Source organism: Ruegeria sp. CDSB113 (assembly GCF_059611045.1).
On sequence record NZ_JBXWOU010000001.1, the window covers coordinates 169,568 to 182,893 of the forward strand.

Annotated in this window: 15 protein-coding genes; 8 read left to right on the forward strand and 7 right to left on the reverse strand. The window is 58.0% G+C overall.

Annotation, left to right across the window (positions count from 1 at the left end; genetic code table 11):
• Positions 1 to 65 precede the first annotated feature (65 nt).
• Positions 66 to 773 (forward strand): thiamine diphosphokinase, encoded by a 708-nt coding sequence (locus AC2FIS_RS00880; RefSeq protein WP_496771637.1) that lies wholly within the window; start codon positions 66 to 68, stop codon positions 771 to 773.
• On the opposite strand, the gene AC2FIS_RS00885 is transcribed toward AC2FIS_RS00880, so the two are convergent.
• Genes AC2FIS_RS00885 through AC2FIS_RS00900 form a run of 4 tightly spaced genes read right to left on the reverse strand, consistent with a single transcriptional unit; the run spans position 718 to position 4,183 of the window.
• Positions 718 to 1,632: a DMT family transporter gene (locus AC2FIS_RS00885; RefSeq protein WP_496771638.1), complete on the reverse strand. Its 915-nt coding sequence runs from the start codon at positions 1,630 to 1,632 to the stop codon at positions 718 to 720. The two genes, AC2FIS_RS00880 and AC2FIS_RS00885, sit on opposite strands and share 56 nt — an antisense overlap.
• Before the next feature lie 39 nt (positions 1,633 to 1,671).
• Complete coding sequence (locus tag AC2FIS_RS00890) at positions 1,672 to 2,082, reverse strand: GFA family protein (protein WP_496771639.1); 411 nt, start codon at positions 2,080 to 2,082, stop codon at positions 1,672 to 1,674.
• A 24-nt stretch (positions 2,083 to 2,106) separates the two neighbouring features.
• Positions 2,107 to 3,480: an L-serine ammonia-lyase gene (locus tag AC2FIS_RS00895; protein ID WP_058274837.1), complete on the reverse strand. Its 1,374-nt coding sequence runs from the start codon at positions 3,478 to 3,480 to the stop codon at positions 2,107 to 2,109.
• Between the two features lies 1 nt (position 3,481).
• Positions 3,482 to 4,183 carry a glutathione S-transferase family protein gene (locus AC2FIS_RS00900; RefSeq protein WP_496772097.1) on the reverse strand — a complete coding sequence of 234 codons (702 nt, stop codon included), beginning with the start codon at positions 4,181 to 4,183 and terminating at the stop codon, positions 3,482 to 3,484.
• A gap of 167 nt (positions 4,184 to 4,350) precedes the next feature.
• On the opposite strand from AC2FIS_RS00900, the gene rpiA reads away from it, so the two are divergent.
• The 7 genes from rpiA to AC2FIS_RS00935 all read left to right on the forward strand — a co-directional run bounded on the left by rpiA (position 4,351) and on the right by AC2FIS_RS00935 (position 10,953).
• Positions 4,351 to 5,136: a ribose-5-phosphate isomerase RpiA gene (gene rpiA, locus AC2FIS_RS00905; RefSeq protein ID WP_496771640.1), complete on the forward strand. Its 786-nt coding sequence runs from the start codon at positions 4,351 to 4,353 to the stop codon at positions 5,134 to 5,136.
• Between the two features lie 323 nt (positions 5,137 to 5,459).
• The gene (gor, locus tag AC2FIS_RS00910) at positions 5,460 to 6,818 is read left to right on the forward strand and encodes a glutathione-disulfide reductase (RefSeq protein ID WP_496771641.1); all 1,359 of its coding nucleotides are present in this window, start codon (positions 5,460 to 5,462) and stop codon (positions 6,816 to 6,818) included.
• A gap of 72 nt (positions 6,819 to 6,890) precedes the next feature.
• Positions 6,891 to 8,036, forward strand: coding sequence for an FtsH protease activity modulator HflK (gene hflK, locus AC2FIS_RS00915; RefSeq protein ID WP_113788724.1), 1,146 nt, complete (start codon positions 6,891 to 6,893; stop codon positions 8,034 to 8,036).
• A complete protein-coding gene (gene hflC / locus AC2FIS_RS00920; RefSeq protein ID WP_282118761.1) occupies positions 8,036 to 8,932 on the forward strand; it encodes a protease modulator HflC in 897 nt (298 codons plus the stop codon). Before hflK ends, hflC begins: the two co-directional genes overlap by 1 nt.
• Positions 8,932 to 9,126, forward strand: a complete 195-nt coding sequence (locus AC2FIS_RS00925) for a DUF2065 domain-containing protein (protein ID WP_113788722.1) — start codon at positions 8,932 to 8,934, stop codon at positions 9,124 to 9,126. Before hflC ends, AC2FIS_RS00925 begins: the two co-directional genes overlap by 1 nt.
• 185 nt (positions 9,127 to 9,311) lie before the next feature.
• The gene (locus AC2FIS_RS00930; RefSeq protein ID WP_496772098.1) at positions 9,312 to 10,748 is read left to right on the forward strand and encodes a Do family serine endopeptidase; all 1,437 of its coding nucleotides are present in this window, start codon (positions 9,312 to 9,314) and stop codon (positions 10,746 to 10,748) included.
• Positions 10,749 to 10,806: 58 nt separating this feature from the next.
• Positions 10,807 to 10,953: a hypothetical protein gene (locus tag AC2FIS_RS00935; RefSeq protein ID WP_496771642.1), complete on the forward strand. Its 147-nt coding sequence runs from the start codon at positions 10,807 to 10,809 to the stop codon at positions 10,951 to 10,953.
• Between the two features lie 14 nt (positions 10,954 to 10,967).
• Here the strand turns inward: AC2FIS_RS00935 and AC2FIS_RS00940 are convergent, their stop codons facing one another.
• The 3 genes from AC2FIS_RS00940 to AC2FIS_RS00950 all read right to left on the reverse strand — a co-directional run bounded on the left by AC2FIS_RS00940 (position 10,968) and on the right by AC2FIS_RS00950 (position 13,321).
• Positions 10,968 to 11,636 (reverse strand): Crp/Fnr family transcriptional regulator, encoded by a 669-nt coding sequence (locus tag AC2FIS_RS00940; RefSeq protein ID WP_058274845.1) that lies wholly within the window; start codon positions 11,634 to 11,636, stop codon positions 10,968 to 10,970.
• A 160-nt stretch (positions 11,637 to 11,796) separates the two neighbouring features.
• Complete coding sequence (locus AC2FIS_RS00945; protein ID WP_058276114.1) at positions 11,797 to 12,402, reverse strand: inner membrane-spanning protein YciB; 606 nt, start codon at positions 12,400 to 12,402, stop codon at positions 11,797 to 11,799.
• Positions 12,403 to 12,418: 16 nt separating this feature from the next.
• Complete coding sequence (locus AC2FIS_RS00950; RefSeq protein WP_058276089.1) at positions 12,419 to 13,321, reverse strand: DMT family transporter; 903 nt, start codon at positions 13,319 to 13,321, stop codon at positions 12,419 to 12,421.
• Positions 13,322 to 13,326 lie beyond the last annotated feature (5 nt).

The window sequence follows — 13,326 nt, forward strand, 5'->3', positions numbered from 1 at the left end:
TTGGCTCGGAACTCTCTGCATGAACCTATCATTTTGTGGTCTCAATGTGTCCAAATCCGGGAAAAATGATCAATCTAAGTAAAAAACGCCCAATTGTACGGTCATTTGAGCCAATTGCACTGGTCGGAGGCGGGGAAATCGGCCCTGACGACCTGGAGGTGATGCTGATTCGCGCCAATACGGTCGTGGCGGCCGATGGGGGAGCCGCCCCATTGGTAGAATCGGGTCGCATTCCGGATGCCGTGATTGGCGATTTCGATTCGCTGGACAGCCGGCACAAAGACCAAATTCCAGTGGAGCGGTTGTATCCTATACGTGAACAAAACAGCACGGATTTTGACAAGGCTCTGCGCAGTATCGACGCGCCTGTCGTGTTGGGGGCCGGGTTCCTGGGCGGGAGGTTGGACCATCAGCTTGCTGTTCTTAACACGTTGGTTCAGAGACAGGATCGCCCCTGTGTCCTGTTGGGCGAGACCGAGGTCGTCTTTCACGCGCCGCCGCAGATTTCCCTCAGTATCACGCCCGGCGATGTCGTTTCATTGTTTCCGTTCCAACGGGTCACCGGCGCCAGCAAAGGCCTTGAATGGGCCATCGACGATTTGGTTATGGAACCCGGCGGGCAAGTAGGCACATCCAACCGCGCGCTGGCAGATGTTGAGCTGACGGTGGATGCACCGGGATTGCTGCTGATGGTGCCGAGATATGCGCTGGATCAGGTTATGCAGGCGTTTCTGTCGGGGCAGACCGGGCGCTGGCCCGCTCGCGCAGAATGACATATAGGCCCGCGGCGACGGTGATGCCGATGCCGACAGCGGCCATGCCATCCGGAAGGTCATGGAAGATCAACCAGCCAAAGAACGTGGCCACCGGGATCTCAAGATACTGCATGGGGGCCAGCGTGGCGGACGGCGCATAGCGCAACGACCACGTCATGAATAGATGCGCGACTGTGCCCAGGATCCCGATCCCGATCAGCAGCAGGTGGCTTTCGCGCTCGGGAACAATGAAGGACAGCTCCCAAATATTGCCGAGTGTTCCCAGCGCCAGAACCGGCAGCAGCAGAACCGTCGCCATCACTCCGGATACGGCCTGCAAGGCTATTGGGTCGGTTTCCTTGGCAATCTGTCGTGTCACCAACATGAAAAGGGAAAAGACAATCGCAACGACCAAGGGTAACAGAGCGGCGGCACCGACCTGAACAAAGCTGGGCTGGATGACCAGCAAAGTGCCCAAGAACCCGACAACACAGGCGATCAGGCGGCGCATACCGACCTCTTCACCTAGCACGTACTTGCCCAGCAACAACATGATGAAGGGCATGACAAAGGCGATGGCGACTGCGTCCGCCAGCGGCAAGTATTGCAGTGCGCTGAACATTGCCGCGATAGCGACGATGTGCAGAACCGTTCGGATGAACGCCAGCCACACAAGACGTCCACGCATGCGCCAGTGCCGCCTGGTCAGGGCCACCAAAGGTATCAGGATCAACGCCTGAACGGCAAAGCGAATAAACACCAGAACGCCGACCGGTGTCGTCTCGCCCAGCAGCTTGGCGATGGAATCGCCCATCGGTGCAAGCACGCAAAAACACAGCATCAAGAAGATGCCAAAGACGGGACGATCCTGGGTCATGCGGCGACGCTACGGGTTTTGACACCCGGTTGAAAGCGTCTATGAAATCGGCTGCACCTTTGTGTAGTCGGGTCCGATGCAGACGGGCAAGTCGTCGTCCAGTTTCAGCCAATCCAGCCGTTCTTCATGGGCCACGTGCAGTGTGGGCTGCAATTGGTCGGGATCCTCTAATGTGGCGACATACAGATGCAGCACGTCCGACATGGCTTGGGATCGAAACGAGATCGGCGTGCCGCAATTGGGACAAAAGCTGCGCTCGACACCGGGCGAGGAATTAAAGGTTTTCGGAGACTCGCCAGTCCAGCGCCATTGCCCGTCGCGCACGCCAAAATAGGTCGTCATCGGGGCCGCACATTGCCTGCGGCAACTATCGCAATGGCAGCTCACGCAGGACAGGACCGGAGGATCAACCTCATACTGGATGGTGCCGCACAGGCAATGTCCTTGCATCGTTGACCTCCATTGCTGTCACTGTCAGCAGTTTGGCACGTTCACCGCCAACCCGCCCAGAGACGTTTCCTTGTACTTCTCATGCATATCATGCCCAGTCTGGCGCATGGTTTCGATCACTGAATCCAGCGGTACGAAGTGTTTCCCATCACCGCGCAGCGCAAGTGAAGCAGCCGAGACGGCTTTGATGGCCGCCAACCCGTTGCGTTCGATGCAAGGAACTTGCACCAGACCAGCGACCGGGTCGCAGGTCATGCCCAGATGATGCTCCAATGCAATTTCGGCGGCGTTTTCGACCTGCTCGGGCGTACCACCCATCACGGCGCAGAGGCCCGCTGCAGCCATTGCCGAGGCGCTTCCAACTTCAGCCTGACAACCGGCTTCTGCACCCGAGATCGAGGCGTTGTATTTGACCAGCCCGCCAATGGCCGCTGCCGTAAGGAGGAAATCCTCGATATGGCTTTCCGAGGCACCCGGAACGTGGTCGAGGTAATAGCGCAGTACGGCAGGCATCGTACCAGCTGCCCCATTGGTGGGGGCGGTGACGACTTGCCCGCCAGCCGCGTTTTCTTCGTTTATCGCCATCGCGTAGACGCTCATCCAGTCGTTGATGGTGTGCGGCGCGTTCAGGTTCATACCCCGTTCGGCCAACAACGCGTCGTGGATGCCCTTGGCGCGGCGGCGCACTTTCAGGCCGCCGGGCAGAATGCCATCCGTCTTCAGTCCACGTTCGATACAGTTGTTCATGACTTCCCAAAGCCGGGCGGTGCCTTTGGCGAAACTGTCCGCACAGCCACGCGCGATTTCATTCTCGCGCTTCATCTGGGCGATGCTTTTGCCGCTAGCGTTTGCCATCTCAAGCATTTCGGCCGCCGAGTGGAACGGGAAAGGCACGGCAGGGCCGTCATTGGTGGCTTTGCCTTCGGCCAGTTCTTCCTCGGTCAGGACAAAACCGCCGCCTACGGAATAATAGACCTGCCGCAGGATCACGTCGCCCTGCGCATCGGTGGCCATCAGGATCATCCCATTGGCATGGCCGGGCAGGTTGTGGTCGTAGTCAAAGATCAGATCGGCCTTTGGATCGAATTGCAGGGTCGGCAACCCCTCGGGCGTGACAGAGTGCGTTTCAGCAATAGCAGCCAGCGCGGCCTCGGCCTTGTCGTTGTCGTACGTGTCGGGAACAAACCCGGCCAGCCCAAGGATCGTGGCCCGGTCGGTTGCGTGACCTACGCCAGTAAAGGCCAGCGATCCGTGCAGCGATCCGCGAAGACCGGCGAATTCAAACGGCGAGGCGCGCATCAGGTCCAGAAACCGTGCGGCGGCAACCATCGGCCCCATTGTGTGTGACGAGGACGGGCCGATGCCCACTTTGAACATATCAAAAACAGACAAGAACATATCAGGTAGCAGAGCCTTCTGGAGGGTGAGCATAAGATGGACTGGTGAAGGGGGTAACCCCCAACCCCTCGGCCGCGATGGCAGCCCGGGATGCGGGACGGCTTTCCAGGCGCATCAGAATGGATTGCAGGTAAGGCGTATCCGCCAATTGATACCAACTGCGATCAGCGCGCGCCGGGTAAAGGGACATCCACCGCATCTGGCAGGCAAGGTAGTATGTAAGGACCGAGGGCTGATCGGCGTGCAACCAGCTGGGCGCAGTTTTAGCAACGTCATCCAGAACCCGAAGATGTTGGCGCAGGCGCGGGCGGATACCGTTGCGCAAAGTTTCGGCCTGTGCCGTGTCGATGTATTTTTCGGCATAGAACAGGATGCGCAGATCGGCATGTAAAGTGTTCGATGCGAAAAAGAGCCATTTCAGGAACGCAGCCCGATCCGGGTTGTCAGTGGCGGGAGCCAGTTGCGCATGCGTATCTGCCAGCCACAAAAGGATGGCAGCTGTTTCAAAGATCGGGCCTTGTGGCGTTTCAAGAACCGGGATCAGACCGTTCGGATTCAACCCTCTGTAAGCCGCGCCATCCTGTGCGTTTTGCCGACGATCCACCAAAGCCGTCTCATAAGGCAGGCCCATCTCTTCCAGCACCAGTCTGATCACCAGAGAGGCATTGTCGGGGGCAAAGTGCAATCTGTAGGGCGCGTTCATGGGCTGTATGTATACACCAGCAGGGATGTCGAACGTCTCGATTGCGACGTTTCCAATCGGAAACGCGTAGTTTCGCGACAAGTTGGCCTGTTGGATCGGCGAATTGGCGCTCGCAGTTGCGTCGGACATTCCCTATAAATTCCGCAATACCAAGGGGGAATGCAACAATGACCGGAGATTTGTCACCCATAGACAAAGCCAAATATGCCGCGGCGCGACGGGCCGCTGACATGGTTCAGGACGGGATGCGCGTTGGGCTGGGCACCGGATCAACGGCCGCCTGGATGGTCCGCCGTCTGGGAGAGCGGGTGCAGCAGGAAGGTTTGCGGATCAAGGCTGTTCCGACCTCAACCCGCACCGCGCAACTGGCCCGTGAGTTGGGGATCGAGGTTGTCTCGCTGGATCAGGCTGGCTGGCTGGATCTGACCATCGACGGCGCGGATGAATTCGACGGCGATCTGAACCTGATCAAAGGTGGGGGCGGCGCGCATCTGCAGGAAAAGATCGTTGCCACGGCAAGCGATCAGATGATCGTCATTGCTGATGCCGGGAAAGAGGTCGAAACACTGGGCGCATTCCCGTTGCCGGTCGAGGTTATCCCTTTTGGCTGGCAGACTACGCGAACGCTGATCCAAGAGGCGCTGGATACGATGGACGTTCTGGGCACTTCTGCCGCGCTGCGCATGAACGGAGAGGCACCGTTTGTCACGGATGAGGGCAATCACATTCTGGACCTCCACCTTCAGCGCATCGGAAATGCCAGGCAACTGGCGCTAGTGCTTAATCAGGTTCCGGGTGTGGTCGAGAATGGTTTGTTCATCGACATCTGTGACAAAGTTGTGATCGGCCACGGCGATGGTCGGGTCGAGCTGCGTGATATCAACGATGGAACGATCGAACTTGATCAGTCGGTGGAGGCAGGCGAGAACTTGTTCTCGGATCTGGCGGATTAAGCGGAACAGACACAGATCGCTGTACTTCACTCGTTTTATTCGGACGCTACATTGTTTTGAGAGAAGTCGTGACCGCGAACGATTTGGGAAACGTACAATTTGGCACTTGGTTTGACCAATCCAAGACGCGGAGGCCGCCGTTGAATAAAACAAATGCAACCATATCTGGCCGTTTGTTCACAACGCTGCAGCGGTTCCCTGCGCAAGTTCGAGAAATCGAAGAGGCCGGAGCCCCGGCGATCACTCTGGACAGCAGCGCGAGATAGAGTACACCCCATGCAAGGCCTGCGGGCGCTTGCGGAAATTTGGAAGAGGCAGGACAAATGAGCTTTGACTATGATCTGTTCGTTATCGGCGGAGGCTCAGGTGGGGTCCGGGCCGCACGTGTGGCAGCTGGTGAGAACGGTGCCAAGGTGGGGCTGGCCGAAGAAGACCGTTACGGCGGCACCTGTGTCATCCGGGGCTGTGTGCCCAAGAAACTGATGGTCTTCGCCAGCGAGTTTTCTGGCATGGTCGGTGATGCGCAAGCCTATGGCTGGGACATTCAGGCCGGTGCTTTGAACTGGGATACTTTTCACGGCAAGCTGGTGACTGAACTGGACCGGCTTGAAGGCATCTACCGCAATATCCTGAAGAACAACGGTGTCGAAAGTTTTAACCAGCGCGCGACCGTTGTGGATCCACATACGGTCGAATTGGCGGATGGGACACGCAAGACAGCCAAGCACATCCTGATCGCCACAGGCGGTCGTCCGGTCGTACCGGAGTTTCCGGGATCGGACCTGGCGATCACGTCGAACGAAATCTTTCACCTTGAAAAACTGCCCCAAAGCATTCTGATCGTCGGCGGCGGCTACATCGCCAGCGAGTTTGCAGGGATAATGAACGGGATGGGCGTCAAGACCACTCAATTCTATCGCGGTGCACAAATCTTGCGTGGCTTCGACGAAGAGGCGCGTGGCCTGATCTGTGAAGAGATGCGCCAGAACGGCATCGATGTTCGTTTGGGCACCAATGTGCTGGAAATGACCAAAGAAGGCGACAAGATCCGCGTCAAGGCCACCGATGGCACCGAGGATCAGTTCGACGTGGTTATGTACGCCACCGGGCGTGCCCCGAATGCGGATAATCTGGGCCTCGAGGCGCTGGGCGTGGAACGTGGCCGCAAAGGTGAGATCGTGGTGGATGAGTACAGCCAGACTGGCGTACCCTCGATCTATGCCATCGGCGACGTGACTGACCGCGTGAACCTGACACCCGTCGCGATCCGCGAGGGGATGGCCTTTGTCGAAACCGTGTTCAAAGGCAACCCGACTCCAGTGGATCATGAACTAATCCCGACCGCGATCTTTACGCAGCCGGAATTCGGAACGGTAGGTCTGAGCGAAGAAGAAGGCGCGGCACAGGAACCGATTGAGGTTTACGCGACATCATTCAAACCAATGCAAAAAGCCTTTGCCGGTGGAACGCAGCGTGTGCTGATGAAGCTGATCGTCAGCCAGGCGACCCGTAAGGTTCTGGGCTGCCACATCGTCGCGCCGGGCGCGGGTGAGATGATCCAGCTGGCTGGCATTGCCGTAAAAATGGGCGCAACCAAGGAAGATTTCGACCGCACGGTTGCCGTTCATCCGGTGATGGCAGAGGAATTGGTAACAATGCGGCAACCTGTGCGCACTGCTTGATTTGCAACCGCGCGCACACAAGTTACAAGGGAACCCGTGATCACACGGTCCAACACAAGGGAATAGATACATATGGCGGGCAATAGCGGCGGCCCCTGGGGGGGCGGAGGCTCCTCGGGCGGCGGAGGAAATCGGGGTGACAACGGTGATGGGCGCAAGCCCCCCGAAGGCGATGGTCCGCAGATCCCCGAGATTGATGAGCTGATGAAGAAAGGCCAGGAACAGCTGCGCGTCCTTATGGGCGGCCGCGGCGGTTCAGGCCGAGGTGGCAACGGTCAGGGCTCTGGCGGCGGTGGCCCCATCTTCACAAAAGGTACGGTTCTTATTGGTGTCGTCGTCGCGGCGGTATTGTGGGGGGCGGCCAGTTTTTACACGGTCAAGCCCGAAGAACAGTCGGTTGAGTTGTTCCTCGGCGAATTCTCGGCCGTCGGAAATCCGGGTCTAAACTTTGCGCCGTGGCCTTTCGTAACCGCCGAAGTCATCCCGGTCACCCGCGAACAGAACGAAGATATGGGCGGCGCGCGCAGCAGCGACGATGGTCTGATGCTGACGGGCGATGAAAACGTGGTTGATATCGACTATCAGGTCGTCTGGAACATCAACGACCCTGCAAAGTTTCTGTTCAACCTGCGTGATCCGGTCCAAACGATCCGCGCCGTGTCGGAATCAGCGATGCGAGAGATTATTGCGCAAAGCGAACTGGCACCGATTCTGAACCGGGATCGTGGTGTTATCGCGGATCGCTTGCAGGAACTTATCCAATCCACGATGGACAGTTATGATTCAGGGATCAACATTGTCCGCGTCAACTTTGACAAAGCCGACCCGCCGCAGGACGTGATCGCCGCCTTCCGCGACGTTCAGGCTGCTGCGCAGGAACGGGACCGGTTGCAGAACGTAGCCGATGCCTATGCGAACAAGGTATTGGCAGAAGCGCGCGGCGAAGCTGCGCAGGTTCTGGAAGAGGCGGAAGGATATCGCGCCCAACAGATCAACAGTGCGCGGGGTGAAGCCAGCCGCTTTAGCGCAGTTCTGGAAGAATACTCCAAAGCACCCGATGTGACGCGGAAGCGTCTGTATCTGGAGCGTATGGAGCAGATTCTGGGTGACGTTGACAAAATCATTCTGGACCAGAACTCAACCGGGCAAGGGCAGGGTGTCGTGCCCTATCTGCCGCTGAACGAGCTGCGTCGTAGCCCTGCCGGGGAGAGCAACTGATGCGTAAATCACCCATTATTCTCATTCTTGTCGTGATCCTTGGCGTCGTTGGCCTGTCTTCGATCTTTATCGTGGATGAACGTGAACGTGCGCTGGTCTTGCAATTTGGTCGTGTTGTCGCGGTCAAGGAAGATCCCGGTCTGGCGTTCAAAATCCCGGTGATTCAAGAAGTTGTCCGCTATGACGACCGTATCCTGTCAATTGACGTACAGCCCCTTGAGGTGACCCCTCTGGACGATCGGCGTCTGGTTGTTGATGCATTCGCACGTTATCGGATTTCCGATCTGAACCAGTTCCGTCAGGCCGTTGGTGTCGGCGGTATTCCGGTTGCCGAGGATCGCCTGGATCGTATTTTGCGGGCCGAAACCCGCGAAGTGCTGGGTTCGGTATCGTCCCGTGATATCCTGAGCTCGGACCGTGCAGCACTGATGTTGCGCATCCGAAACAGCGCGATTGCCGAAGCACAGGCGCTGGGCGTGACTGTAATCGACGTGCGATTGAAGGCGACCGACTTGCCACAGGCCAACCTTGAGGCGACCTTCGATCGCATGAAGGCCGAGCGGGAGCGTGAAGCAACAGACGAACGTGCCCGCGGTAACGAGGCGGCCCAGCGTGTGCGTGCGCAAGCTGACCGGACGGTGGTCGAACTGGTTTCAGATGCACGTCGTGAGGCCGAAATCACCCGTGGTGTAGCGGACGCCGAACGTAACGCGATCTTTGCGGAAGCCTATGGCGCGGACCCGGAGTTCTTTGAGTTCTACCGTTCGCTGACCGCGTATGAGAACGCGTTGCAGGGCGGCAATAGCTCGTTGGTTCTGAGCCCGGATTCCGAGTTCTTCAACTACCTCGGTTCGCCAACCGGACGGCAAGCTCCGGCTGCTGCGGCCTCCGAATAATGGGGCTGATCCTTCTGGCTTTCGGGCTGGTATTGATTGTCGAGGGGCTGGCCTATGCGCTGGCCCCTTCGCTTATTGAGCGCATGTTAGAGGCATTGCGGTCACTGCCCGAGCAGGCGCGGCGGCTGGCCGGTTTGCTGAGCGTAGTCAGTGGCTTTATCCTGCTATGGGGGGCTTATCAGGTCGGGTTTTGATGCGGTGACCTCACTTGCAGGTGATTTCCCCGCGATCCCGAGTTGCGGGCAAGGACAAACCGACTACATTGGTTCCTGAGAAGATTTGCCCGAGGGCAGTTTTACAAGACTTGTTGACAAGGAGTTCCCAAGTGCAGGCACAAGCAGGCAGTATTTCAGTCCGGCAGGACGAGGGTGTTGGTTTCATGCGGCTGATGTGGCTGGCCATTGCGGGGATGATTCTTGTTCTGGCCCAAACCGTCGCAGCACAGGCGCGGAGCGAAAGCCTGGCGCCGCTGGCAGAAAAGATCAGCCCGGCCGTGGTCAACATTACCACCTCGACGTTGATCGAAGGCCAGACCGGCCCGCAGGGCATTGTGCCCGAAGGGTCGCCGTTCGAAGATTTCTTCCGCGATTTTCAGGACCGGAACGGTGATGATGAAAATCGCCCGCGCCGTAGCAACGCGCTGGGTTCGGGGTTCGTGATTTCCGAAGACGGCTACATCGTCACCAACAATCACGTGATCGCCGAGGCCGATGAAATCCTGGTGGAGTTCTTCCCCGGTGATGGACAGCCGCCGGAAGAACTGCCTGCCAAGGTGATCGGCACGGACGAGAAAACCGATATTGCGCTGCTGAAGGTCGAGGCCCCGGGCCCGCTGCAATACGTGCAGTTTGGCGACAGTGACGTCGCCCGTGTCGGTGATTGGGTTATTGCCATGGGCAACCCGTTGGGGCAGGGCTTCTCGGTTTCGGCCGGGATCGTTTCGGCTCGCAACAGGGCGCTGAGCGGTTCTTATGACGACTACATCCAGACCGACGCTGCGATCAACCGGGGCAACTCGGGCGGCCCGCTGTTCAACATGAATGGCGAAGTGATTGGTGTGAACACCGCGATTCTGTCGCCCAACGGCGGCTCGATTGGGATCGGCTTTTCAATGGCGTCCAACGTCGTGGTCAAGGTGGTCGACCAACTGCGTGAATTCGGCGAAACCCGCCGTGGTTGGCTGGGCGTTCGTATTCAGGACGTGACCGAGGACATGGCCGAGGCAATGGGGTTGGCCAAGCCGGGCGGTGCGCTGATCAGCGATGTTCCGGATGGGCCGGCGAAAGTTGCTGGTCTGCTGGCTGGTGACGTGATCCTCAGTTTTGATGGGGTCGAGGTCGAAGATACACGCGGTCTTGTGCGTCAGGTCGGTGAGACGACCGTAGGCAAAGCCGTGCGCGTTGTCGTGCATCGCGATGGCGGCACACAGACCGTTCTGGTTACTCTGGGACGTCGTGAGGATGCTGAACGGGCCGAACAGGGCGACGAGGAAACCTCTGAGGCTCCAACGGAAGAGAATGCTGACATTCTTGGTCTGACCATTTCGCCGCTGACGGACACGCTACGCACGGATCTTGGTTTGGAAGAAGACGCCGATGGGCTGGTTGTGACCGAAGTGGATGAAGCCTCTGAGGCGTTTTCCAAAGGGTTGCGCGCCGGTGATCTGATCACCGAGGCTGGACAGCAAAAGGTGACGTCGATTGAAGATCTGGAAGCACGCATGGAAGAAGCGCGTGAAGCCGGGCGTAAATCACTGTTGTTGCTTGTACGTCGCGGTGGCGACCCCCGCTTTGTGGCGCTGAGCCTGGGCGAGTAACGCAATACACCAAACTTTGTGACAAGGCCGGGGCAATGCCTCGGCCTTTTCCGTTTACGTGGCGCTGAAAGTAGGTGAGCCATACGCCGGGGAGGCGCATGGCTCTGGTACAGGGAGAGGCCAGTGGACAGATATCGGGGATGATTCTCTGGCCCCCTACGGTAACAGCTACGACGATAGCCATTTCGGCACACATCGTATGTGAAGGAGGTCACAAGGTCAGATTAAGTCGGATTCGGCGAGTTCTTTCAGGGCGTTGAAGTCCTGGATCATCAACCCGCCGCGGGATGCCTCGACAACATTGTCGCGTTTCCAGGTGGAAATCGTCTTGGATACAGCCTCGCGCGTGGCACCGACGAACTCGGCCAATTCGCTTTGGGACAGGGTGATGCGCATTGCGGGGTCGTCCTGAAGGGCAGACAGATGCAGCAATTTGCGCGCCAGACGAATGGGCATCGGCAAGAATACCTGTTCGTTCAGCTGTGACCCCATCCAGCGCATACGCAGACCCGCCAGACGGATCATGTCGACGGCAAGATCGGGGTGCTGGCGGATCTGGTCCATCACGTCGCTGCGGCGCACGCGCAGCACGCTAGATGGCTCGGCCGCTGCTATCGTGGCGGTCCGCGGCCCGCTGTCGAACAACGCAATTTCGCCAAACACTTCGCCCGGCTTCATAAGGGTCAAAGACAGCTTGCGCCCGCTCATCGCAAGGAATGAAACCTCAAGCGTGCCCTCTGAAATCACATACAGCGCATCGCCTTCGTCCCCCTGCTCAAACAACACCTGGCCCTGATCCAAGGAAATCTCGGTCGCGAGTGCCGAAAGCATAGCCCTGAGTCGGTCTGATGCCTCGGACAGAAATCCGCTGTTTGGGAGTGCCTTCATGTGGTTGAGGGGTCTCCGGCTGCTGGTGTTGAGTGGTGCCCCAATGTTCCACAGCCGGGCTATTATTCCAAGGTTTTTATTGGTTTGCCTGATTGCGCGCGGTGTGACGGCTCAATATGAAAGCAAACGCTTAAGCTGCGCGCCGATTATCAGTGTTCGCCTATTGGTGGTCTGGGTCATCCATGTAGCGTTGCAGCAGACTGAACTGAAGCATCAGAAACGCCATCAGTGCGATGGGAAAGGCGAAAGTTTCGATTTTGACCCATAGGTCCGTCGACATGGTGCGCCAGACAAATTCATTGGCTACGGCCAGAACCGCAAAGCAGCCGCACAACCGACGGGTCAGGATCATCCAGCCCTCGTGGCGCATCGGCAGCATATCTTCAAGGACATAGGCCAGATAGGATTTCCCCTGCAGCAGACCGATTCCGAGGATGACCGAGAAGAAACCGTAAACCAGCGTGGTTTTCATCTTAAAGAACCGCTCATCATTGAACCATGCGGTCAGGCCACCAAAGAAGATGACCATGAAGGCGGTGAATATCTGCATCCGGCTAAGTTTGCCGGTCAGGACCCAGAGAATGCCCATGGCGGCCAGCATCAGCGGGACGAAGATGATCGTCGCGATGATAAAGCCGGAATATTCGGTGCCTCCGATCAGGAAACTGTCGTCACGCAGGCGTAGGTAGATGAAGAAAAAGGCCAGTGGGGGGCCAAGTTCCAACGCCTGTTTCAGAAACGGATTGATTTCTTTTTTGCCTGACATGTCGGTTTCCTGATTTTTACCCGCCCATTTCAACTATTACGGCGCCCAATGCAATCAATGCCATCAGCGCGACCCGTCTTGGCCCCACAGTTTCTTTTAGCACCAGCCACCCGATAAGGGCCGCAAAGACCGTCGAGGTTTCTCGCAGAACGGCAGCTTCGCCGACCTTGTCCAGACGGGTGGCCAGCATTATTGCTCCGAAGGACATAGGGGCGATGATGCCTCCGGCCAAGCCCCGCAACATCAATGGTCCAACGGCCGGGCGGTCGATCATGGCGCGCCATCTGAGGAAGGCGTAAATCGGCATCGCAAAACCGTCGATCATGAAAAACCACGCCAGAAAGGTGAACGGGTCGGCAGTGGCCCGGATGCCATAGGCGTCATAAGTGGTGTAGAGCGCGACAAACAGGCCGGTAGCGATGGCCAGTACCAGCGCGATGCCCAGCGTTTCCCGGTTGGTTTCCAGAAAACGCAAATTATAGGCGGCCAGGCCGAAGATACCGGCCAGCAGGACCAAAACGCCAAACCATTGAATTCCGGTAAAGGTCTCGCCGAAGAGCAGATAGGCGCCGATGACCGTGAATAGGGGGCCAGTGCCGCGTACGACCGGGTAGACGACAGTGTATGAGCCCTTTGTATAGGCCATGGCCTGAAGGACCTTGTAGGCGATGTGGATCACCCAGACTACGGCGAAGATGGACCACATGTAAGGTTCAGGCCACGGTACCACGAAAAAGGCAAAAGGGGCGGCCATCAGGCAATAGCAGGCGTCGATTGCACCTCGGGACAGCCAGGGATCGTGACGGCCTTTCTGCAGTGCGCCAAATACCGCATGCAGGAAGGCGGCCATCAGAGCGAGGCCAAGAGCCAGCTGATGGCCCGCTTCGGTGCCTTCGAGAGAAATCAGCCAGTCGCTCAAATGTC